The sequence below is a fragment of the Paenibacillus lemnae genome (assembly GCF_012933385.1).
Classification (GTDB): domain Bacteria; phylum Bacillota; class Bacilli; order Paenibacillales; family Paenibacillaceae; genus Paenibacillus_AQ; species Paenibacillus_AQ lemnae.
On sequence record NZ_JABBPN010000005.1, the window covers coordinates 40,575 to 61,883 of the forward strand.

A 21,309-nucleotide genomic window follows, 5' to 3' on the forward strand; every position below is an offset into this window, starting at 1 on the left:
ACATCACCTTCAGTATGGCTCAGAAATTTGACTTCCACTCAAACATTTGCTTCACTAAAGAAGAGAGAGGAATTCAGAGGAAAAGGGGAGTGTCCCATGGAAAAAGTCACATCAGAAGCCGCATTTCAAGTATCGATCCAGTCCCCAAGACTGACTATTGCTGTATTCAAGGCAGACTGGTGCGGTGACTGCAAATTCATTGATCCGTTTATGCCAGAGGTGGAAGCGAAGTACTCTGACCGTCTGACACTGGTTGAAGTGGATGTGGACCAGGTTGGTGACGTCAGCCAACAGCAGAATATCCTCGGTATTCCAAGCTTTGTTGCTTATTCGGACGGGCGTGAGCTGGTCCGGTTCGTGAACAAGCTCCGCAAATCCAGGGAAGAGATTGAAGCGTTTCTGCAGCGCGCACTGGAAGTATACAACTCCATCCAAGAGTAATGTGCACACTGCCTCCGTGATATCAGGAGGCAGTGTTTTATTTTTGAACATTTTGTCACAATCAATCCATGACCATATGGCTTGAATCCGCTATAATATAGATTGGATTGTGTATTAGTGATAAATGCTTTCCGAAATACTAGGCAGCAGGTGAATATGTTGAATAATAAACAACTGAAATGGCTCAGCTACATAACATGTTTGATTATGTTTCTCGCGACTTTTGGAGGGATGGTGGTCACGAAAACGGAATCAGGGCTCGGCTGCGGCCGGGAGTGGCCTCTTTGCAATGGTAAATTTGTTCCCGCTTACACACTGGCTTCCATGATTGAGTACTCTCACAGGGCGGTCAGCGGTTTGGCCGGGTTGTCTGCGCTGGCATCCCTTATTGCTTTCTGGAGGTTCAAGCGCGACCGCCGAGATTTGATGGTTTTTGTAATTCTGACTTCGGTCTTTGTCATCCTGCAGGCGATCATGGGAGCCATGGCGGTATTATCACCGCAATCGGCAGCCGTCATGGCCTTGCACTTCGGGTTTTCTCTCGTTGCCTTTGCAAGTTCTGTCATGCTGGCACTGGGGATGCGAAGACTGGAGAAGGCAGGAAATTTCATGGCACATGATCATCTGCCGCGTGTAAGCAAGAGTTTCCGCAACCTGGTATGGGGAACAGCTATTTATTCCTATGTCGTGGTGTACATAGGAGCTTTTGTGAGCCATACGGATTCACGAGAAGGGTGTTCAGGGTGGCCCCTGTGCAACGGAGCTGTAATTCCGGAGCTTACTGGCGGTGTTGGCATTGCTTTTATGCACCGGGTAGCTGCGGCACTGCTGCTGCTGGTGGTAGCGGTCATGGCTCATTTTGCCTTCTGGCGCAACCGGGATAACCGTGAAATTCAGATGCTCGGGATCTCCGCAATCGTCATCTGCTCACTGCAGGTGCTGAGTGGACCTATTCTGATGGCGACCATGCATAATGACCAGCTGTATATTTTTGCGGCTCTGGGACATACCCTGCTCATATCCGCTTTGTTCGGCGTGCTGTGCTACATGAGTGTCCGGGTGTGGCAGCTAAGCCGGGATACAGCTCAACGAAGCATCAAGTAAGTTTGTTTCAAAAATAGTCCAAGTCCACGGCGCGCTGCGTTCGGGGACTTCACTTTTATAGGGGGAAGAGCTGTGAACTATAGTAATCTGCGTCAATGGCTGGAAAGCCTTCGCAAAGAAAAAGATCTGGCTGTTATTGATGCGCCTGTAGATCCATACCTGGAGCTGGCCGAGATTCATCGTCGTGTGATCGAGGAGGGCGGCCCGGCACTTCTGTTCACCAATGTGAAAGGCACACCTTTTCCGGTAGCCACCAACCTGTTTGGTACACCGCGTCGTGTGGACATGGCTTTTGGACCCAAGCCGGAGCAGCTGATGAAATCGTTGATCGGAGCAACAGAAACGCTTTTGCCGCCGACGTTTACATCGCTCTGGAATGAACGGGGCCTCATTAAGGACATTTTAAAGGTAGGGCTGAAATCGGTGCCGGCTCAGGACGCTCCTGTCATGGGTGTAAAAGTGACGGACGCCCCGCTGAGAGATTTACCGAAAATTACAAGCTGGCAGGAAGATGGAGGCCCTTTCATTACGCTGCCGCTGGTGTATACGGAGAGTCCGTCGAAGCCCAAGGACCACAATCTGGGCATGTACCGCATCCAGCTGTATGACGACCAGACGACCGGTATCCACTGGCAGATTCATAAAGGCGGCGGCTTTCATTATCACGAAGCAGAACAGCAAAATCAGGCACTGCCGGTATCCATTTTTGTTGGCGGGCCTCCTGCTCTGATCGCTTCCGCTATAGCTCCTGTGCCTGAGCATCTGCCGGAACTGCTTCTAACCTCGCTTATTATGGGCGGGAAGCTGCCGATGGCTGACAATCCTTTGGGTGGTCATCGTATACCTGCAGAGGCGGAGTTTGCCATTCAAGGTCTGGTTCCGCCGCATGAACGCCGCCTGGAAGGGCCTTTCGGGGACCACTATGGCTATTACTCGCTAGCACATGATTTCCCGCTGATGAATGTACAGCATATGTGGCGGCGCAAAGATGCCATCTTCCCTGCAACGATTGTAGGCAAGCCCCGTCAGGAAGATTATTATATGGGGGACTTCCTCCAGCGGCTCCTTTCACCCGCATTCCCGATGGTTATGCCTGCGGTGAAGTCGCTGTGGACCTATGCAGAAACCGGCTTTCACGCCTTGACAGCCGCCGTGGTTCGAGAAAGTTATTCCAGGGAATCGCTAGTATCTGCGTTTCGGATTCTGGGCGAAGGGCAGCTGTCGCTGACGAAATTTCTGATGCTTACCGACCTTCCGCTCGACCTTGCTCATTTCAAAGATACGATGGAAGCTGTGCTTGCTAGGTTTAATCCGACTACAGATCTGTTTATATTTAATAAAACATCGCACGATACGCTGGATTATACCGGGAAGAAGCTGAATCATGGCAGCAAGGCCGTAATGCTTGGCATCGGCCAGCCGGTTCGTGAACTTCCAAGGGTGTATGAAGAAGGTGTTATTCCCGGAATTGAACAGGTGCAGCCATACTGCGGAGGGTGCCTGGTCGTGTCGGGAGCATCGTATGATCAGAATCCGGAGCTTGCCCAGCAGGTGATGCAGCACATGCTGGGCCGCAATACGGGGTGGCCGCTGATCATTGTGACCGATGATGCCATACAGACGTCAGCAACCCAGACCTCATTCCTGTGGACGGTATTTACCCGCTTCAATCCGGCAACAGATATGTTTGCTGCAGCTGAAGTCCGTAATCATCACCTGTCCTACAGGCTCCCGATCGTGATCGATGCACGTATGAAACCGGGTTACCCGGATGAGCTGTTTCCGCGGGAAGATATTGTACAGTTAGTGGATACTCGATGGAAAGAGTATTTTGACTCAACTGCCAAGCTTTGAACTTGACTGTAGGAGGTAACGCCATGCTTCGAATACTGCTGGGGGAGGAACCCCGGCTTAATCACGGTCTGATGGAAGATGCTATTGAAACCATGGTCAAGACCACCCAGCTTCTCCAGAAGGAAATGGAGAGGAATCAGGATCCTACCCATGACTTCCGCAAGCTGGAAATCTGGAGCCAAGGGCTGATTGTGTCACTGGACGAATTGGAGCAAAGCTGGTTCGCGGCTGCCCATTTTCGCAAATCCGTCAATGCCGGATATGTCGACGACATGTCACTTCAGGAGCAGGGGGAATACAGCCGGTATGTGTATTTCTACAAAAATGGATTTATCCGTGTATTCTCCATCCTAGACAAGCTTGGCACAGTGCTGAATGACTTGTATGATCTGAATACTTCCAAAGTGAAGCCGCATTTCTCTTATTTCACAGTGCTCCGCCAGTTCAAATATTTAAAAATCCATGAGGATTTGTCCCGGACTCTGGATGATATCAAGGACACATACAAAACGCCGTTATCCATACTGCGCAAACGCCGGAATGCAGAAATTCATTACATGAATTCCGAAATGCAGGACGACTTGTGGCAGCGTCACCAGGGATTGAAACACAAGATTGAACTGGAAGATCTGGACAAGCATCTGGATGATCTCAAGCAAGGACTGGATATGATATGCAAAACACTTTCGGCAGCCTATCACTATACGAACAAAGTTTTGGCTGAAAAGGGCATGAAAGTTTAATGTATTTCCTGAAAAATCCTTTTGACAAAGATTTTAAAAGATCATATACTTACTATTGCAATCCATGATTAGTTTCTGAAAATCAATCAAACAATAATTTCATATCGATGTTTTCTTATCGAGAGAGGCGGAGGGACAGGCCCGATGAAGCCCGGCAACCGATTTCTGAGCAATGGCGTATACCTCGCCGATGTCAGAAGTGTCATGGTGCTAATTCCTTCAAGACCGTGCGGGAGCACAGTTTTGGCAGATGAGAAAAGGCATTCGTCTTTACGTAAAGAGAGCCCTTTTTGATTCTGCAATCAAGGGCTCTTTTATTTGTTTAATGATGCATAACGAAGGAAAGGAGTGGTCCGAACATGATCGAGCTTAAACAGCTGACGAAACAGTACGGAAAACCGGGAAGGCTGACAACTGCTTTATCCGGTTTAGATTTATCGATACAAAAGGGAGAAATTTTTGGGGTTATTGGACATTCAGGTGCAGGCAAGAGTACGCTGATCCGATGTATGAATCTTCTGGAACGCCCGACCTCGGGGGAAGTCTGGGTGAACGGCATTAACCTGACGGCATTGGGTAAAAAACAGCTGCAGAACGAACGCCGTAAAATCGGGATGATCTTCCAGCATTTTAACCTGCTGTCTTCGGCAACGGTGTTTGACAACATTGCTTTCCCGCTCCGCTTGTGTAATACACCGAAGTCGAAAGTGGAACAAAAAGTAGGTGAACTGCTGGCACTGGTAGGGCTGGAGGAACACCGTCACAAGTATCCCGCACAGCTCTCCGGGGGACAGAAACAGCGGGTAGGTATAGCCAGAGCGCTGGCAAGCGATCCAGAAGTGCTGCTCTGTGATGAAGCGACCTCTGCACTGGATCCTCAGACCACAGATTCCATACTGAAGCTGCTGCTGGACATCAACAGGCGTTTTAATCTGACGATTGTGCTGATTACACATGAAATGCATGTGATCCAGAGCATTTGCGACCGAGTGGCCGTCATCCATCAAGGCGGAATTGTGGAAGAGGGCCCGGTGACGGAAGTATTTCTAAAGCCTCGGCATGAGGTGACCCGGGACTTTATTCGAAATGATCAGCTGAGTGATGGGGATCCCTTTACGACTTTGAGCGGGCAACCGAATGAAAGAACAGTTAAAATAACGTTTCTCGGAGCCAAAACCTACGAATCCACATTATCTGATGTCGTCAGGGAAACTGGAGTCACTTTTGCCATTCTTCAGGGGACTATTTCAAAAATTAAGGAGACCCCTTACGGTCAATTGATTGTGCGTTTTGAAGGCAGTCCTGAATCCGTCAATCAGACGGTTGTACAGCTGCAGAAGCAGGGACTTGATGTGGAGGTGAGCAGCTGATGTTTGGACTGGACTTTTCCATGGTGGATTGGCAAGAGGTATATACCGCAACAATGGATACACTGCGGATGCTGTTTGCCTCCTCGCTGTTTGCGGTCCTGATCGGACTCCCGATTGGGGTCATGCTGTACATGTGTGCCCGTTCAACATCGGTCTGGATTCGGGCATGCTACACGGTGTTATCCTTTGTAGTCAACATTCTCCGGTCGGTGCCGTTTATCATCCTGATCGTAGCGCTCATCCCGGTTACAAGAGCCATCGTTGGTCAATCCTATGGTGTACTCGGGACCATCCCGCCGCTGGTAATCGGGGCAGCACCTTTCTTTGCCCGGCTGGTGGAAACAGCATTGAATGAAGTGGACAAGGGTGTCATTGAGGCAGCTCATGCCATGGGATCTTCAACCCGGCAGGTTGTATGGCGTGTGCTCCTTCCGGAAGCCCGCCCAGGATTGGTTGCGGCAATCACCATCACGGTTGTAACATTGGTATCCTATACCGCGATGTCTGGTCTGGTCGGAGGCGGAGGGCTGGGTGACCTTGCCATCAAATACGGCTATAACCGATATGAGACTGAAGTGATGATTGTGGCAGTCGTGCTCATGGTGGTATTGGTGCAGCTGCTTCAGATGGCGGGTGACCGGGTCGTCCGGCATTTTACAAGAAAGTAATGTTGTATTGAGATTGATGATAATTTATTTAGGAGGAATTGAATAATGAAAAGATCGAATGTAATGATACTGACACTGATCATGATGCTTGTACTGGCAGCTTGCGGATCAAAACCCGCAGAGGAAGGCACTGGCAGTGGATCTGAAGGACAAACTGCAAATGAACCAGTTACGATCAAAGTGGGAGCTTCCCCTGAACCGCATGCCCAAATTCTGGAGCATATCAAGCCAGCGCTTGAGGCAGAAGGTGTAAACCTTGAAATTGTAGAATTCACGGACTATGTACAGCCGAACCAGAGAACAAACCAAAAAGAAATCGACGCGAACTTTTTCCAGCACAAGCCGTATCTGGACAGCGAGGTTGAGAAACGCGGATTTGATCTGGTGTCCGTAGCCTCTGTTCATGTCGAGCCGATGGGCGTATATTCAAAAAAAGTGAAGTCGATTGATGAACTGAAAGACCGGGCTGTCGTTGCTATTCCCAATGACCCATCCAATGCTGGACGTGCACTTGCGCTGTTGTCCAAAAATGGATTGATCAAGCTGAAAGATGAGAACAACCTGGAAGCCACAGCAAAGGACATTGTTGAGAATCCGAAAAATCTGGATATTCGTGAAGTGGAAGCACCAATGCTGCCGCGTATGCTGGATGAAATGGATATGGCCGTCATCAATACGAACTATGCGCTTGAAGCAGATCTCAATCCGCTGGAAGATGCACTGGTGATCGAAGACAAGGATAATCCGTATGCCAACCTGCTGGTTGCGCGCTCTGATAACAAGGATTCGGAGGCGATTCAAAAACTGGTGAAGGCTATAACCTCGGATGATGTGAAGGCATTTATCGAGAATGAGTACAAAGGTGCGATTATTCCGGCATTCTAAAGCACATGAAAATAAGAAATAAACAAAAACAGGTCTTTCGAGCGAATGAACTCCCTCGAAAGACCTGTTTTGATTTAGAGACGAAGATTCCTTTTGGTCGGTTCAGGGTAAATAGGTACAATAACGGTATAATACATATAAAAGCCTGTTTTAACCTAATTCAAATATAGGAGGTCTCTCCATGAACCCTACACAAAACCACAGCCAGGTCTCAATCCTGGGCATTGGGACTGCACTCCCGGTCCATGAAATCCCTCAATCCGATATCACAGAACTGTTAACCTCACATCTGGAGGATAAGCCGGACTTGGCGCGTTTTGCAAGGAGAATCTTTCGTTCCTGCGGCGTAGACACTCGTTACACCGTAGAGCCAAGCTATAAAGGAACTGCAGGAGAGTGCCGTTATTTGCCGGCCGGGGATCACTCCAACATACCTACCACGGAAGAAAGAATGGATACATATAAACGTGAAGCTCTTCCCTTGGGTCTCGAAGCTGCTAAGAAAGCATTGAAGGAATCGGGAACCCACCCTGAACAAATCACGCATTTAATTACTGTGAGCTGCACGGGACAGTATTCTCCGGGGCTGGATGTTATGCTCATTCGCCAACTTGGATTATCCCCTCGTACAAACCGTCTGCCGCTTATGTTCCTAGGGTGTGCAGCTGGATTGAAGGCGATTCAAATGGCCAGAGACGTCGTGCAGGGAGCGCCGGGATCAAGGGTTCTCGTCGTATGCGTGGAGCTCTGTACGCTGCATTTCCAGCCTGTTATGGAAAAGGAAGCTCTGTTCGCAGCCTCTTTCTTCGGAGATGCCTCTGCTTCTTGTGTCGTTGGAGAAGCTGAAGATCATCATGCAGATTATCTGCAGCTGGGAACGGGATACTCTGTTCTGCTTCCGGATTCTACTGAGGATATGACATGGGAGGTCGGCAATTATGGGTTTGACCTGTTCCTGTCTCCGCGTATTCCGAAAATGCTCGGCTCCCATCTGGTTCCTGAGCTGGATAAGCTGCTCGCAGGGGACTCCATGCCAGAACTTTGGGCTATACATCCGGGCGGCCGGGGGATCGTTGATTCGGTTCAAGACGTATTGAATCTGCGTGATGATCAGACCCGTTTCAGCAGAGATATTTTGAGAAATGCAGGCAATCTGTCTTCTTGTACCATTATGTTTGTATTGAATGCGATGGTCAGTGACCTCAAATCGCAAGACAGTGCTTCTAAGGAAGGAGTCGCTATGGCATTCGGTCCAGGTCTGACTGCGGAGCTGATGCGCTTCAAGTATGTGCCGGCACAAGTATCTTCCCAGAAGACGGAGACCGATCATGTCTATCTTTAGGAATCTGTCCAAACGGGCTCCGGAAGATGAGCTGATGGATGATTTCTCTATGGGCGGTGAGGAACTGAGTGAAGCTCTGGTTCATCTGCGTCGTCTCAATAAAATCTTCGCTGCTCCTGGACCGACTCGCTATGGCGTGGAGAAACTCTGGAAGATGATCGGCAGCCCCCAAAAGCTCAGTATACTGGATGTAGGCGCGGGCTCAGGAGATGTTAACCGGAAGCTCCTGCAGTGGGCGAACGAAAAGGGCATTGATCTTCACATCATCCTGGTGGACCTGACGGAAGAAGCATGCCGTGAAGCGGAAGTGCTGTTTAAGGATGAGCCGCGTATCGAGGTGCGTCAAGCCGATGTGCGTGAGCTGCCGGATGCCATGGCTGATGTGGTAACGGGATCCCAGTTTGTTCATCATTTTGTGGGGGATGACCTGATCGATATCGTGTCCCACATGCTGAGGGCTTCACGTCACGGTGTTGTGATTAACGATATTCATCGCCATAAGGTTTCTTATACTGCGGTTTGGCTGACAACCCGTCTCATCTCCCGGAACCGCTATATTCGTCATGACGGCCCCCTGTCTGTGGCAAAAGGTTTTACGTCGGCAGACTGGAAGGATCTGAAGCAGAAGCTGAACCATGACAGTATGACCTATGCCTGGAAGCCCATGTTTCGTTATGCTGTCGTTATTCCGCGTAACCACAAACCGGCCTTGACGGCGGAGGGAGGTGCAGCAGGTCATGGTAAATAAACAGGCCGACGTCATTGTTATTGGTGCGGGTATTGCCGGCGCGAGCACAGCCGTACAGCTTGCAGGCGAGGGGCACCACACGATTTTACTGGACCGGCAGGAATTTCCGAGACATAAAACCTGCGGAGAATTTATGTCCCCGGAAACCAAAGAAATGCTGGAATTCCTGAGCATTCATCCGGCTGAAGAGAAAATCCATCCCAGCTATATGGACAGAGCCCGGATCATTATGCCTCAGGGCGGAGAAATCACGGCACCTCTGCCCGGTGAAGCTTGGGGTATCAGCCGCTATGAGCTCGATCGTCTGCTGCATGAGAGAGCCCTTTCTCTGGGCACCGAAATTCTTACCAAGACAACCGTAACCTCCATTGAGCGGGTGGAGCATGGTCGATACCGGGTTCAAATTCGGACGGGAAATGAAGCGGTTGAATACGATACCAAGGCGGTTATTGCAGCTTACGGTACGAGGAAGCCGAAGTTCGCAGCAGACACCACAGACATATATCGGGATGAAACCGTCTATATAGGCGTGAAATCCCATTACACCGGCCTGTTGACTCAACCGGAGGTCGAGCTGTATTTCTGTGAAGGCGGCTATACCGGTATTAATCCGATTCAGGATGGAATGGTCAATGTAGCCGCACTATTGACGCTGGAATCTATACAGGGTTACGGGAAGTCGGTAGAAGATATTTTACATGCAGCGGCCAAGTCCAATCCGAAGCTGGCTGACAGATTGAAGGATGCGGTCCCCGTGGAAGGCACCCAGGTGTCCATTGCCCCGGTACGTTTATCAGATCTTCCGGAACCTTGGTCGGATTTCCCGCATGTCGGTGACGCCATGATGATGATTCCGCCTCTCTGCGGAGATGGTATGTCGATTGCACTGCGCTCCTCAATGCTGTGCAGCAGGCTGACCAACCTGTATTTAGAAGATCATATCTCGCATGATGAATGGAAAAGTCGTTACACCAACCAGGCAAACCAGGAGTTTACCCAATTGCTCAGAAGGGCACGGATGATCCAAAAGCTGGCTTTTTCCAAAACCAATCATTGGTACCCTGAGCTTGCCAAACGGTTCCCTGGACTTGCATCATATCTTGTGAAAGCCACGAGACTGCCTGAGAAAGGAATCATGTCCTCGCAAAGTTAGCGAAAAGAGAGCTGTGTTCCTCAAGGAATGCAGCTCTTTACATAAGGTCCAAGATCGTTTATAAACTTCATCAAGTTGTGAGGGAGGGACAAATATTTTATACTAAGATAGAGATTAAGCTGAGCCGGAGGAGGAAGGTCTTTGAATGGGAAAGTGGCGCTGATCACTGGCAGTGCAACCGGTTTGGGAAAAATGACAGCTCTGTCACTCGCCCGTCAGGGCTGCAGCATTACATTGAACTATGTGAACAGCCGGGATGAGGCGCACGCTCTGCAGCGTGAAATTGAAGCCTTGGGTTGTCAGGCTATCGCAGTGAAAGCCGATGTCGCCGTCACGTCTGATCTGTATCATTTGGTCGAAGAAACGGAACGGCATTTGGGTAAAGTCGATATTCTGGTCAATAATGCAGGTCCATTTATCCGTGAACGCCGCTTGTTCGCCCAATACGAGCCGGAAGAGATACTTCACCTTGTGAATGGTAACTTGACGGGTGTGATGCTTCTGGATCATTTGGTGCTGCCTTCCATGAGGGAGAAGCAGTGGGGAAGGATCATTCATTTCGGCTTTGGACATGCTGGAGAAGCGCGTTCATGGCCGCATCGGTCCGTATACGCTGCTGCCAAAGTAGGGCTTGTTTCTTTTACGAAGACGCTTGCTGTTGAGGAGGCACCATTCGGAATTACCGTCAATATGGTATGTCCTGGCGATATACGGGGAACAAATAAAGAGAAGACGATTGCAGAGGTGTCGGGGATCCGTGATGCTGATACGCCTCGCGGCCGTTCCGGCAGCGGTGAAGACATCGCACGGGTAATTGAGTTTCTTTGCATGGATCATTCTGATTTTATTACCGGTAATATTATGGATATCTCCGGAGGACTTGATCCAATCAGGCCGCGAATCAGTCCGGAATAAACCGCATAAAAAAAGCCTTGGTTCCATAAAGGAGCCAAGGCTTTTCAGCGTATATGGTTTAGAATACTTGTACGACTTCTTCAATACCTTCCACTTCTTCAACCAGTGCACGTTCGATACCGGCTTTCAAAGTAATGGTGGAGCTTGGGCAGCTGCCGCAGGCGCCTACCAGTTTAAGTTTGACGATACCGTCTTCAACGTCGACCAACTCCACGTCACCGCCATCGCGCTGCAGGAACGGACGAAGCTTATCGAGCACCTCAGCCACTTCATCATAAACGGTGGTTTGTAAGTTTTCGCTCATCTTGATCAACTCCTTTCCTCCCTATATTATAGTACAAATAGAATTAAAATGCCAATCTGAAGGCAGGTCGTTATAGATGAAACTAATTGTTGAATTTTGTGCAGGGAATGCCCATTTTGGAACAGATAAAGCACTGAAGCCGCTGGAGGAACATCCTCACATCAGTGTCATTGAATATGGATGCCTCACGAACTGTGGACAGTGCTATCTGGCCCCGTTTGCCTTGGTCCAGGACGAAATGGTAGAGGCCCCTACGGCAGATGAGCTGTACTTGGCCGTTCTGCGTAAAATCGCCGAATTGGAAGGGCAATCCTGATCATGGTCTGTTTTAGAAGTGGCGTTTGGATTTCCACAATACCCCGCTTTTGAGCAGTCGTGGAACACGCCCCAGGACAGAAGTCTTGCCCATAAGTCCGAAGCCGGCACGTTTGCCCAGTGACCCGAGCGTACCTTTCAGCTTCAGAGGGTGGACTTTAGGTGTTTCCTCTTTCCAGATAGCTTTCAGCACATGACCGATCTGTTCGGCCTGGGCTCCAGCTGCCTGGGCGCTCGGCACGAATGGAAGGCTTGCACAATCGCCGATCACGTAGACATCAGGGTGAGAAGGAACCTGGTAATATTCGTTCAGCAGCACACGGCCGCTGCGGTCTTTGGGCAGTGCCAAATTCTGTACGACCGGTACAGGCTGAATGCCTGCAGTCCAGACGGTCATATCTGTGGGGATAGCCTGATCAATGTTATATACCATCTGGGGTTCCACCCTGGACACCGACACCCCTGACAAAATGTCCACATTGTTCTCCGCAAACCAGCGCTGAATATACGAGGAGAGGCGATTCGGAAAGGACGAGAGAACCCGGGCTCCCCGGTCAAGAATGGCAATATTGAGGTCCGGACGGCTTTCTCTAAGATCTGCCGCCACCTCGATACCGCTTAAGCCGCCCCCTACAATATGAACTTGACTGTATGGTTTTAAATTGTTAAGCCGGAGATACGTTTCTCTGGCTCCCGAGAATGATTGCAAACTGCACGTGAACTCTTCCGCTCCCGGAACACCATGATACCGATCCGTACAGCCGAGTGCGATGGCAAGCTGGTCATATTCCATGGGATCCTCATGTTCAAGATGCACCTTTTTTTGATCCAGATCTATCGATTTCACTTCTCCGTAATGGATGCGAAGCTTCTCGTACACCGGAAACTGAACCCGCAGTTCCGTGTCTGCTACTGTACCCGCTGCAAGCGCGTAATATTCTGTTTTCAAGCCCTGATAGGGCATACGGTCGATAAGCACGACTTCCAGATCATGAGGAAGATGGCTGCTGAACAATTCCTGAATTAAGGCAAGACCGCCGTAGCCTCCGCCGAGTATGACGAGCTTTTTCATATGTGTCTTCCTTTCTGTCTTGTTAAGAAGAGTGTCTTCTTACTACTTCTTAACCGGATGCACCGGGGTTGGAACGTTTTGTTACTCGTATACCTTGATTTCATTATAAAAAGTATCTCGCTCCACAGGAATCCGTCCAGCCCCTTGAATCAGCCAAACCAATTCCTTACGAGTCAGGCCTTCCGGTGTTAACGCGCCTGCTGCATGACTGATCCGCTCCTTTAGAATGGTGCCGTGCACATCGGAGGCTCCAAAGCTGAGAGCGACCTGTGTGAGCTGTGCCCCGATATTGATAAAGTAAGCTTTCACATGATCGATATTGTCCAGCATCAGACGGCTGATTGCGATCGTTTTGAGATCCTCATAAGCAGAGTTGCGGCGCATAATCCCTGCATTTTTGTTCTTCGGCTGCATGGAGAGTGGTATGAATACCATAAATCCTTGTGTTTCGTCCTGAAGCTCGCGGATTTGGATCATATGGCGGATTCGGTCTTCATGGCTTTCAATAGAACCGTACAGCATCGTCGTGTGCGTTCGGATTCCAAGCTGATGAGCTGTCCGGTGCACCTCCAGATATTGATCCACATTTGCTTTGTCCACTTTCATTTTTTGACGATATTGATCGGACAGAATCTCCGCGCCTCCTCCGGTAAGGGATTTCAGGCCGGCTTTCTGCAGCTCCTGCAGTACCTCAGCTATGCTCAAACCGCTGATCCGTGTGAAAAATTCGATTTCTGCTGCTGTATAAGCTTTAAGCGTGACTTCCGGAAAGCGTTCATGAAGAGCCTTCAGGGAGTCTACATAGTATTGGAATGGCACATGGTTATTATGTCCACCCACGATATGAAATTCACGGATGCCGGGATGGAAATGCTGCTCCACATACTCAATCATTTCTTGGCCGCTCAGTGTATAAGAACCTTCTTCTCCCTGATCCTTACGGAAGTTGCAGAAGGCGCAATGGGATTCACACACATTGGTGAAGTACAGGCTCATGTTTTCAATAAAATAAACCTTTTTCCCGTTTTTGCGCAGATTGGCTTCATTGGCCAGCTGTCCCAGGGTCAAAAGGTCGTCGGTTTGGTATAAATATACACCGTCTTCCACATTCAGACGGATCCCGTTTTGGACTTTTTCTACAATTTCAGCCATTCGTTTATCCATGGCAGGGCTAACTAGGGTAGACATATAAATCTTCCTCCTTACATTCATCCTGACTGCAGGTGATACAGCGGAAATTGGGTAGTGTCATGGTCTTAGCGCAGGCGCGCATCGGTTCGTTCATCTCATCCTGGGGAGGTAAGCTGTTATATTTAAATGATTTTGTGAAAAAATATACAACTATGTATCCGTCACATCTGATGATGTACTGCACCAGGTCCTTCCCTATTATAAACCCGACATATGTGGGTAGCAATACAAACAAGAGGGAATGGATAAAGACATTGGAGGAGGCAGGCAAGCCCAGCAATTGATGAATCGGCATATACCCGCCTTGAGAGATGAGGATGTCTGGAGTATACTAGAAATGAACGAAAAGGAGGGTGACCTATGATTACAATCAGCGAAACAGCGGCAGCGCGGCTGAAGGATATGCTGGCTGAGCAGGAAGCACCGGATATGTTCCTTCGGCTCGGTGTCACTTCCGGTGGCTGCAGCGGATTTTCGTACGCCATGGGCTTTGATGACGACGAATCGGAAGATGATGTATATATGGATATTCAGGATCTTAAAGTAGTTGTTGAGAAGGACAGCCTGAAATATCTGAACGGTCTGGAAATTGATTTTGAAGAATCAGGCATGACGGGCGGCTTTACTATTCATAACCCGAATGCGACCGTTACCTGCGGCTGTGGAAGCTCATTCCGCACAGCAACCGATGCCGGCAAGCCGAGCGAGGAGCCTTGTTAATCTGCGGTGTTTAATCAATATGACGGCCTTGATGACAGTAAGTTACTGTTATAGAGGCCGTTTTTTTTATGTCGTTAAAGCAGGCAGTGACGAATAAAAATAACTATGTGCTCTAATCCACCTTAGGATTGTAAGCCTGTATTGTTGTTTATTTACACGTACTATTACACGTGCTAATATAAAACCATAAGGTGGTGGTGCGATGAAGGGATACTCTTCGAGGGAAATGATAAGGATGATTGAGGAAGATGGATGGTACTACATAAGGTCAACAGGAGACCACTACCAATACAAACATCCAAGCAAGAAAGGAAAGGTTACAATCCCTCACCCAAACAAAGATTTACCAAAAGGAACAATCAACAGTATACTCAAACAGGCAGGGCTGAAATAGCCTTTCAAAGGAGGTTTTGACATAGATGAGTAACGCCAAATTTAAGGATAGATATGTTTACCCTGCTTTATTCGTTTATGAAGAGGACGGCATATCCATAGAATTTCCCGATCTTCCCGGAGCGTTGACAAGTGGCAACACGGACGAAGAAGCATTATACATGGCGAAAGACTGTCTTGCGCTACACCTGTACGGAATGGAAGAGGACGGCGACCCTATCCCGGAACCAACATCGGTCTCTAAAATACCGCAAACGCCAAAGAAAGTAGTCGTATTAATCGACGTATGGATGCCGCCGTTCCGTGATAAAATGGCTGACCGCGCGATTAAAAAGACGCTGACGATTCCGAAATGGCTTGACGACTTAGCTGCGGAGAACAAAGTAAACTACTCGCACGTACTTCAAGATGCACTAAAAAGTTACCTTGGAGTGACTGAACGTACCAAGAACCGCTCTAAGTAGATACATCATAAAGTAGTATCACATAAGTAACATGAAAAAGCGCTTCGGAGTCCGCGGGCTCCAAAGCGCTTTTTTACGCTGCTTATTAAGCGAAGAAAAATTTCTCGTTAAGCATAAACACAACCATGGCGCCTGCCAGGAGAGAGAATGCGATGCATCCCACGCCTAAACCTCTGCGCTTGTCTTTGATAAACTTAAATCCAATTGCAAAAATAAATATCGTAATTGCTGCCAATGACACGGACATGCCGACCATTGCAATCCAGTATAACACCTCGAATAAAGCCTCCAAAATGAAAAGCCTCCCTTACTTCTGAAAAACTGTAATCCTATGATTCTCACGGTTCATTCCTATATTACTATACGACAAATCGGTTTTATTGGAAAGGGAAGAATAGGGCTCAATCTCACCGGACAATCATACAAGAGAAAAAAGCCATGCCTGCGTAAGCTAAGATATGTCATCTATAAAAAGGAGGCGTTGGCAGCATGGCGGCTAGACAATTAGCGAGCAAGTGGCTGAAGACGGAAGCGCTGCTGAGCGATCCCCAAATCATACCTTATATTCCGGTCACAAAAGCATTTACTGCCGACACGCTTATGTCGATGGTTGCAGAGCACGGTATGGTCGTCATCAAGCCGGTGGTGGGTACAGGCGGAAATGGTGTGATTCGTGTTCAGACCGCAGATAAAGGTTATCTTGTCAGCCATAAAGGGCAGACCATGTTCGCAGCTTCATTTTCACAGTTGATCCAGATGATCACAAGAATAAAACTAAAGCGGAAATATCTCATCCAGCAGGGGATTCATCTGGCAAAAATCAACGGTCGGCCGCTGGACTTTCGTGTCAAAGTGGTTGAGATTAACGGTGTCTGGCAGTTCCGGGCTATGGTAGGGCGTCTGGCCCGCCGAGGATTGTTTGTGACCAATCTTTGCAAAGGGGGTACTATGCTTAAATGCAGACCCGCGATCCGAATGTCTCTACCACATGTCAACTCGCTTGCCATTCGCAATGAAATGAGACAGCTCACACGCAATTGCATAGCGGTAATGGAGTCCCATTTCCCTGGAGTTGGAGAATTAGGATTTGATTACGGGATTGATATCAACGGCAAGATATGGATCTTGGAAGTGAACACACGCCCTAGCTGATTTTTCCGACATATACCATTTATGTTGTTTATATCTTTTCGATGAGGGTAATAAACTATAAACGTAATATTGCCGATAATAATATTAAGTTAGTAAAAAATATTTTTTGAGTCATAGATTTCCTTTATATCCTGTGTATAACTGTTATCCCCATTATCCAGTTTGGTATATCTGGATTTACAGCACTTACTAACACTTTATACACAGGATTTCCACAACAGCTTGTGGATAGACGAACAGTTGTTCTGGCATTCAATGTTTGATATGATGATCTCAGGAAAATGAAGGAAGGGGTGCAATTCGTATGGCTATGTTGACGGATGAGATGCTTTTAGATTCCTATCATATGGCAATTGAATTAAAGTTGGAAAGGGAATTTATCACACTGCTTCTGGCCGAGATCCATAAACGGAACCTAGACACCGTTTCCAACAGTATCCTGCATTAACTCACACGACGTATAGAGAAATGAATCTATGATGACAGCATCATAGTGATAGAAGACCTACATATAAACAACTGTCATCCCATAGAAAAGGTATCTTCCATTCACAGATGATTTTGGATCAAATGTGGTGAAAGATACCTTTTTTGTGACTACAATTTCATATTTGAGCTGTGTCCAGGAGCCAGGCGCGCATCGGGATCGAAATATACCTTGGCATTGTTAACAGCTGTAGGTGCTTCACCGAAACCGACGGCAATCAGCTTTACTTTACCGGGATAACTCGTAATGTCCCCTGCAGCGAAGATACCTGAGACACTGGTTTCCATCCGGGAGTCCACGATGATGGAATTGTTCTCAATGGCAATTCCCCATTCTGTGATGGGACCCAGGGATGAAACGAAGCCGAAATTGACAATGACATCATCGACTTCAATATCCTGCTGTTCTTTAGTCTTGATGTGGGTAAGCGTGACCTTGTTGATCTGCTCCTCGCCATGTAGTGCGGAAATTTCGGTCGGCGTGATTACCTTCACGCTGGAATTCATGAGCCGCTCTACGCTGTGCTCATGAGCCCGGAATTTATCCCGGCGGTGTACCAGGGTGACCTGTTCTGCCAGAGGCTCCAGCATCAGCGCCCAGTCCACTGCAGAATCGCCGCCGCCGCTGATCAATACGTTTTTGCCTTCGAAACGGCGAAGGTCACTGATGAAATAATGCAGATTACTATCTTCAAACCGGCTGGCGTTCTCAAGTTCCAGGCGCCGAGGTTCAAAGGCACCGACTCCGGCTGTAATAATAATAGACCTGGCATGATGCTCGTCCTTGTCGGTCTTCACAATGAAGTGACGATCTTCCACTTTCTCGACAGCCAGAACCTTCTCATCCAGCCGGATGTCTGTATCAAAATGATCCATCTGCCGGGACAGATTATTTACCAATTCCTGTGCGGTCACTTTAGGGAATCCTGCGACATCGTATATATATTTCTCGGGATATAGGGCGGCGAGCTGCCCTCCAAGCTGAGGCATGCTTTCGATCAGCTTCACTGAAGCCTGGCGCATACCGCCGTAAAATGCGGCAAACATACCCGCTGGACCGCCACCGATGATAAGCAGGTCGCTCATTTGTTCCTCCGGTATTGTACTCATGGGGATAGCACCTCCGTCTTTCATCATTAGATTCTAACACATTCTTTACTATTATAATCGTCCTTCACGTGCAAAGAAAGCGGGGAGGCTTGTGCAGCCTAATACGGTCAAAATTAATTCTTGATCTTTGCAGTGAATATGTCTATGATTAACGTGATAACTTGTGCTTATTGGCTTGAACACAGCCTGCTATGCATGTAAATCTATGTCATCATATCAGCGGGCTCTTTAGAGAGCTCTCTCTTTTTTTAATCGATGGTCAATAAAACCCACTATATATAGAAGAAAGCCGGGAGGAGCAGGAGAATGAGCAGCATACCGAAAATCGTAATCCTTGGAGCGGGTTACGGCGGCATTTTGACAGCGCAGCGGCTGCAGAAAGAACTCAACTACAATGAAGCGGACGTTACACTGGTAAATCGACACGATTATCATTATATCACGACCCATCTGCATATGCCGGCAGCAGGAACAGACAGCATTGAGAATACCAGAGTATCCATTTCCAAGCTCATCGACGAATTCAAAATTGATCTGGTGAAATCCTCGGTACAGGAAATTCGTCTGCATGATAAAAAAGTGATTTTGGAGGATGGAACGCTCTCATATGATTATTTAATCATTGCGCTTGGGGGCGATCCGGAAACCTTCGGCATTCCGGGCTTGGCAGAGCATGCCATGTCCATTCGAAGCATTAACTCGGTTCGTCTCATTCGCTCGCATATTGAACATCAGTTTGCATTGTACAAGAATGAGCGCAGACCGCAGGAACGCATTAACTTTGTCGTAGGGGGTGCTGGATTCAGCGGCATCGAATTCGTTGCGGAGCTGGCAGACCGCATTCCCAAGCTGTGCAGAGAATATGACGTAGACCCGGCTCTTGTTAATATATACAACATTGAGGCTGCGCCTACGGCACTTCCGGGTTTTGCTCCTGAGCTGGTCGATTACGCGATGGAGACGCTGAAGAAAAAGGGAGTGACCTTCAAGCTGGGCACTGCCATTAAAGAATGTACACCGCACGGAGTTATTCTAAGTACCGGAGAGGAAATTCGCTCGAATACAGTTGTGTGGACCGGCGGTATCCGCGGTAACCGTCTGGTGGAGTCAGCCGGTTTTGAAACCATGCGCGGGCGTGTGAAGGTGGATGAATACCTGAGGGCACCTGGGCATGATAATATTTATATTATTGGAGACAATTCGCTGATCTTTAACGGGGAACGTCCTTATCCGCCGACAGCTCAGATGGCGATGCAGCAAGGTGTGTGCTGTGCGCAAAATATCGTGGCGACGATCCGGGGCAAAGTCCTGCGCAAGTTTGAATATCAACATAAAGGAACCGTCGCTTCCCTGGGCAAGGGACAGGGGATCGGGGTTGTCGGAAACAAGACATACCAGGGATGGAAAGCAGCACAGCTGAAAAAACTGGTAGACCTGAGATATCTGTATGTTATCGGCGGCATCATGCTCGTCCTGAAAAAAGGAAGGTTTCTGTAAATGAGACACTGCAGTGTACAGGTGCGCGGTTTACTGGAGAGAAGCGAGCTGGACCGATATAACGCGCTCATGGAGGTCGGTTCGTTCTTGGAGTCTCAGGAGCGATATGATCTGGCTTACACGATACAGCAGGAAGTGGATCTGCTCATTATGCCTGCTATCGAGCGTTTGAAGGATAAGAGCAGAGCACGAGATGCCGCTACGGCGGAATATCTGCAATCCCTGCGCGACAGCGAAGACGATGAATAAACATAAACAGGCTGCTTCACAGAGATATAATCTCTGCTGAGCAGCCTTTTTGTAATTATTTAGAATTAAAATAAAATTCACTTGTTTAACGTAGGTTGAGAACCAATCTGGAGAAGCGAAGCGGTCGGCTCAAAGCTTTCTGAAGGAAAGCTAGCATCGGAAGCAAACGCTATCCCCGGATTTACCCTTATATGAGTATCAATTCAAAAAAATCTGGGGATAACAGCGATCGGAAGATGGTTCTCAATCGAAGTGGACCTTTGTGTAATTTATAACTTCAATTTATGTAGGTGATATAAAAAAAGCAGCCTGCCTTCCATAGGGAGTGCAGACTGCAGCCATCGTGTGCGAACTATACTTTCATCAGCTGATTCAAGCTTGGGTGGTCCAGCAGATTACCGACGTAAAACGGACCAAATTCCCCGAAACGCGCACTAACCTCATCAAACCGCATTTCGTAAACAAGCTTTTTGAATTGGAGGGCGTCGTCTGCAAACAGAGTCACGCCCCATTCCCAGTCGTCGAAACCGACGGAACCCGTAATAATTTGTTTGACTTTCCCTGCATATCCGCGTCCGATCAGACCATGACTTTGCATCATGGATTTGCGCTCATCCATGCTCAGCATGTACCAGTTATCTGACAGATCCCGCTTTTTGTTCATCGGATAGAAACAAATGTGACGGGATTTTGGAAGCTGCGGTTTCAGTCTTGCCACGACATGTGGGTTCTCCATCGGATCGCCGCCGCCGGAAGCAGCCAAGTAGTTGCTCAGCTCCACAACACTGACATAGGAATAGGATTTCGTCGTATATTTGGCAAATGTCGTTTTATTAAACGCATTTTCGATCTCGTTCAGATCCTCCAGTGTTTCCCTGAGGTGCATGAATACCACATCGGCTTTTTGTCCCACAATGCTGTAAACCGCCGTGCTGCCCTGCTTCGCTTCATCCACCTGATCCCAGTCAGCCAGAAATTCGTTCAGCTCTTCTAGGGCTACAGCACGTTCCTCTTCATCAGCCGCCTTCCAGGCCGGCCAGTTGATGGAACGAAAATCATGCAGTGCGTACCACCCTTCCAGGGTTAAGGCCGCTTCATTCATATGATCACTCCTACATCATAATGATATTTCC

The 21,309-nt window shown here is 48.4% G+C and carries 25 protein-coding genes and 1 riboswitch; of the genes, 19 read left to right on the top strand and 6 right to left on the bottom strand.

Features of this window, described 5'->3' with window-relative positions; all coding sequences use genetic code 11:
* Nucleotides 1-96 precede the first annotated feature (96 nt).
* From HII30_RS07535 to HII30_RS07585, 11 genes are all read left to right on the top strand, one after another.
* Nucleotides 97-441, top strand: coding sequence for a thioredoxin family protein (locus HII30_RS07535; protein ID WP_169504402.1), 345 nt, complete (start codon nt 97-99; stop codon nt 439-441).
* A 159-nt stretch (nt 442-600) separates the two neighbouring features.
* Nucleotides 601-1,545, top strand: a complete 945-nt coding sequence (locus HII30_RS07540; RefSeq protein WP_169504403.1) for a COX15/CtaA family protein — start codon at nt 601-603, stop codon at nt 1,543-1,545.
* 72 nt (nt 1,546-1,617) lie between these two features.
* Complete coding sequence (locus tag HII30_RS07545; RefSeq protein WP_169504404.1) at nt 1,618-3,399, top strand: UbiD family decarboxylase; 1,782 nt, start codon at nt 1,618-1,620, stop codon at nt 3,397-3,399.
* A 23-nt stretch (nt 3,400-3,422) separates the two neighbouring features.
* Nucleotides 3,423-4,142 carry a Cthe_2314 family HEPN domain-containing protein gene (locus HII30_RS07550; RefSeq protein ID WP_169504405.1) on the top strand — a complete coding sequence of 240 codons (720 nt, stop codon included), beginning with the start codon at nt 3,423-3,425 and terminating at the stop codon, nt 4,140-4,142.
* A 112-nt stretch (nt 4,143-4,254) separates the two neighbouring features.
* Nucleotides 4,255-4,399, top strand: a riboswitch (SAM riboswitch).
* Between the two features lie 102 nt (nt 4,400-4,501).
* On the top strand, nt 4,502-5,512 hold the full coding sequence (locus HII30_RS07555) for a methionine ABC transporter ATP-binding protein (protein WP_169504406.1): 1,011 nt from the start codon (nt 4,502-4,504) through the stop codon (nt 5,510-5,512).
* Nucleotides 5,512-6,180 (top strand): methionine ABC transporter permease, encoded by a 669-nt coding sequence (locus HII30_RS07560; RefSeq protein ID WP_169504407.1) that lies wholly within the window; start codon nt 5,512-5,514, stop codon nt 6,178-6,180. Before HII30_RS07555 ends, HII30_RS07560 begins: the two co-directional genes overlap by 1 nt.
* Nucleotides 6,181-6,225: 45 nt before the next feature.
* Nucleotides 6,226-7,065: a MetQ/NlpA family ABC transporter substrate-binding protein gene (locus HII30_RS07565; protein ID WP_169504408.1), complete on the top strand. Its 840-nt coding sequence runs from the start codon at nt 6,226-6,228 to the stop codon at nt 7,063-7,065.
* Nucleotides 7,066-7,246: 181 nt separating this feature from the next.
* Entirely contained in the window at nt 7,247-8,407 is a 1,161-nt protein-coding gene (locus tag HII30_RS07570; protein WP_169504409.1) for a type III polyketide synthase, read from the top strand.
* A complete protein-coding gene (locus HII30_RS07575) occupies nt 8,394-9,155 on the top strand; it encodes a methyltransferase domain-containing protein (protein ID WP_169504410.1) in 762 nt (253 codons plus the stop codon). The genes HII30_RS07570 and HII30_RS07575 overlap by 14 nt, the downstream gene beginning before the upstream one ends.
* Complete coding sequence (locus tag HII30_RS07580; RefSeq protein ID WP_169504411.1) at nt 9,145-10,308, top strand: FAD-dependent oxidoreductase; 1,164 nt, start codon at nt 9,145-9,147, stop codon at nt 10,306-10,308. The genes HII30_RS07575 and HII30_RS07580 overlap by 11 nt, the downstream gene beginning before the upstream one ends.
* Nucleotides 10,309-10,449: 141 nt before the next feature.
* The gene (locus HII30_RS07585) at nt 10,450-11,223 is read left to right on the top strand and encodes an SDR family oxidoreductase (protein ID WP_169504412.1); all 774 of its coding nucleotides are present in this window, start codon (nt 10,450-10,452) and stop codon (nt 11,221-11,223) included.
* Nucleotides 11,224-11,281: 58 nt separating this feature from the next.
* Here the strand turns inward: HII30_RS07585 and HII30_RS07590 are convergent, their stop codons facing one another.
* The gene (locus HII30_RS07590) at nt 11,282-11,527 is read right to left on the bottom strand and encodes a NifU family protein (protein WP_169504413.1); all 246 of its coding nucleotides are present in this window, start codon (nt 11,525-11,527) and stop codon (nt 11,282-11,284) included.
* 76 nt (nt 11,528-11,603) lie between these two features.
* Between HII30_RS07590 and HII30_RS07595 the strand changes: the two genes are divergently transcribed.
* Nucleotides 11,604-11,843: a YuzB family protein gene (locus HII30_RS07595; protein WP_169504414.1), complete on the top strand. Its 240-nt coding sequence runs from the start codon at nt 11,604-11,606 to the stop codon at nt 11,841-11,843.
* A gap of 12 nt (nt 11,844-11,855) precedes the next feature.
* Here HII30_RS07595 and HII30_RS07600 read toward each other — a convergent pair whose 3' ends face one another.
* Nucleotides 11,856-12,914 (bottom strand): NAD(P)/FAD-dependent oxidoreductase, encoded by a 1,059-nt coding sequence (locus HII30_RS07600; RefSeq protein ID WP_169504415.1) that lies wholly within the window; start codon nt 12,912-12,914, stop codon nt 11,856-11,858.
* Between the two features lie 81 nt (nt 12,915-12,995).
* Nucleotides 12,996-14,102 carry an aminofutalosine synthase MqnE gene (gene mqnE / locus HII30_RS07605; protein ID WP_169504416.1) on the bottom strand — a complete coding sequence of 369 codons (1,107 nt, stop codon included), beginning with the start codon at nt 14,100-14,102 and terminating at the stop codon, nt 12,996-12,998.
* A gap of 363 nt (nt 14,103-14,465) precedes the next feature.
* Between mqnE and HII30_RS07610 the strand changes: the two genes are divergently transcribed.
* From HII30_RS07610 to HII30_RS07620, 3 genes are all read left to right on the top strand, one after another.
* Nucleotides 14,466-14,825 carry a HesB/IscA family protein gene (locus HII30_RS07610; protein WP_169504417.1) on the top strand — a complete coding sequence of 120 codons (360 nt, stop codon included), beginning with the start codon at nt 14,466-14,468 and terminating at the stop codon, nt 14,823-14,825.
* A 202-nt stretch (nt 14,826-15,027) separates the two neighbouring features.
* Complete coding sequence (locus HII30_RS07615) at nt 15,028-15,219, top strand: type II toxin-antitoxin system HicA family toxin (protein ID WP_169504418.1); 192 nt, start codon at nt 15,028-15,030, stop codon at nt 15,217-15,219.
* A 25-nt stretch (nt 15,220-15,244) separates the two neighbouring features.
* Complete coding sequence (locus HII30_RS07620; RefSeq protein WP_169504419.1) at nt 15,245-15,682, top strand: type II toxin-antitoxin system HicB family antitoxin; 438 nt, start codon at nt 15,245-15,247, stop codon at nt 15,680-15,682.
* A gap of 85 nt (nt 15,683-15,767) precedes the next feature.
* On the opposite strand, the gene HII30_RS07625 is transcribed toward HII30_RS07620, so the two are convergent.
* Complete coding sequence (locus tag HII30_RS07625) at nt 15,768-15,974, bottom strand: hypothetical protein (protein ID WP_169504420.1); 207 nt, start codon at nt 15,972-15,974, stop codon at nt 15,768-15,770.
* Between the two features lie 197 nt (nt 15,975-16,171).
* On the opposite strand from HII30_RS07625, the gene HII30_RS07630 reads away from it, so the two are divergent.
* Both HII30_RS07630 and sda read left to right on the top strand, forming a co-directional pair.
* Entirely contained in the window at nt 16,172-16,834 is a 663-nt protein-coding gene (locus tag HII30_RS07630) for a YheC/YheD family protein (protein WP_169504421.1), read from the top strand.
* 304 nt (nt 16,835-17,138) lie between these two features.
* On the top strand, nt 17,139-17,282 hold the full coding sequence (gene sda / locus HII30_RS07635; RefSeq protein WP_169504422.1) for a sporulation histidine kinase inhibitor Sda: 144 nt from the start codon (nt 17,139-17,141) through the stop codon (nt 17,280-17,282).
* 149 nt (nt 17,283-17,431) lie between these two features.
* On the opposite strand, the gene HII30_RS07640 is transcribed toward sda, so the two are convergent.
* Nucleotides 17,432-18,430: an NAD(P)/FAD-dependent oxidoreductase gene (locus tag HII30_RS07640; RefSeq protein WP_169504423.1), complete on the bottom strand. Its 999-nt coding sequence runs from the start codon at nt 18,428-18,430 to the stop codon at nt 17,432-17,434.
* Nucleotides 18,431-18,736: 306 nt separating this feature from the next.
* On the opposite strand from HII30_RS07640, the gene HII30_RS07645 reads away from it, so the two are divergent.
* Both HII30_RS07645 and HII30_RS07650 read left to right on the top strand, forming a co-directional pair.
* The gene (locus HII30_RS07645; RefSeq protein WP_169504424.1) at nt 18,737-19,927 is read left to right on the top strand and encodes an NAD(P)/FAD-dependent oxidoreductase; all 1,191 of its coding nucleotides are present in this window, start codon (nt 18,737-18,739) and stop codon (nt 19,925-19,927) included.
* Entirely contained in the window at nt 19,928-20,176 is a 249-nt protein-coding gene (locus tag HII30_RS07650) for a hypothetical protein (protein WP_169504425.1), read from the top strand.
* Nucleotides 20,177-20,528: 352 nt separating this feature from the next.
* Here the strand turns inward: HII30_RS07650 and hemQ are convergent, their stop codons facing one another.
* Complete coding sequence (gene hemQ / locus HII30_RS07655) at nt 20,529-21,278, bottom strand: hydrogen peroxide-dependent heme synthase (protein WP_169504426.1); 750 nt, start codon at nt 21,276-21,278, stop codon at nt 20,529-20,531.
* Nucleotides 21,279-21,309: the final 31 nt, after the last annotated feature.